The organism is Phyllobacterium phragmitis (assembly GCF_002980495.1).
In the GTDB taxonomy this organism is placed as follows: domain Bacteria; phylum Pseudomonadota; class Alphaproteobacteria; order Rhizobiales; family Rhizobiaceae; genus Paramesorhizobium; species Paramesorhizobium phragmitis.
Genome location: NZ_PVBR01000090.1, coordinates 1 through 529, shown reverse-complemented (window position 1 = coordinate 529; position 529 = coordinate 1). Strand labels below are relative to the sequence as shown.

General features: G+C 62.8%; 1 pseudogene. It reads left to right on the top strand.

The window, feature by feature from the left end:
* Window positions 1–42: 42 nt before the first annotated feature.
* A pseudogene (locus tag C5748_RS27465) lies at window positions 43–529 on the top strand (autotransporter outer membrane beta-barrel domain-containing protein); the annotation flags it as partial.

Below are 529 nucleotides of genomic sequence, written 5' to 3'. Positions count from 1 at the left end.
CTTCTTGACGGCACCGACCTCGCGATCAGCAGCGGCGGAACGGTGCAGAGCAATGGCACTGGCACTGGTGGTATCGGCAGCAACGCTTCTTCCACCGGCTCGGCGAGCGTAACCGGAGCAGGGTCAAATCTGGTCATGGCGGGCGGCCTTGTTGTCGGCGGGGACAACGCCAGCAGCGGCACGTTGACCATTTCTGCTGGCGGCGCGGTGAGCAGCAGTGGAAACAGCGTGATCGGCCTCAACGCCACCTCCACCGGCGCGGTGACGGTAACGGGGCCGAATTCAAGCTGGACGAATACGGGTGGTCTGACTGTCGGCGATCAGGGTGACGCCACGCTGATCATTTCTGATGGCGGCACGGTGAGCAGCCTTAATGGCCTCATCACTGGAAACAACGCTTCCACGTCGAGCGCGACTGTGACCGGCGCAGACTCGGCTTGGACAATTGCGGGCGATCTTACGATTGGGGATAATGGCGCGGGCATTGGCAGCAAAACCGGCACCCTGACCATCGCCGATGGCGGTGTCG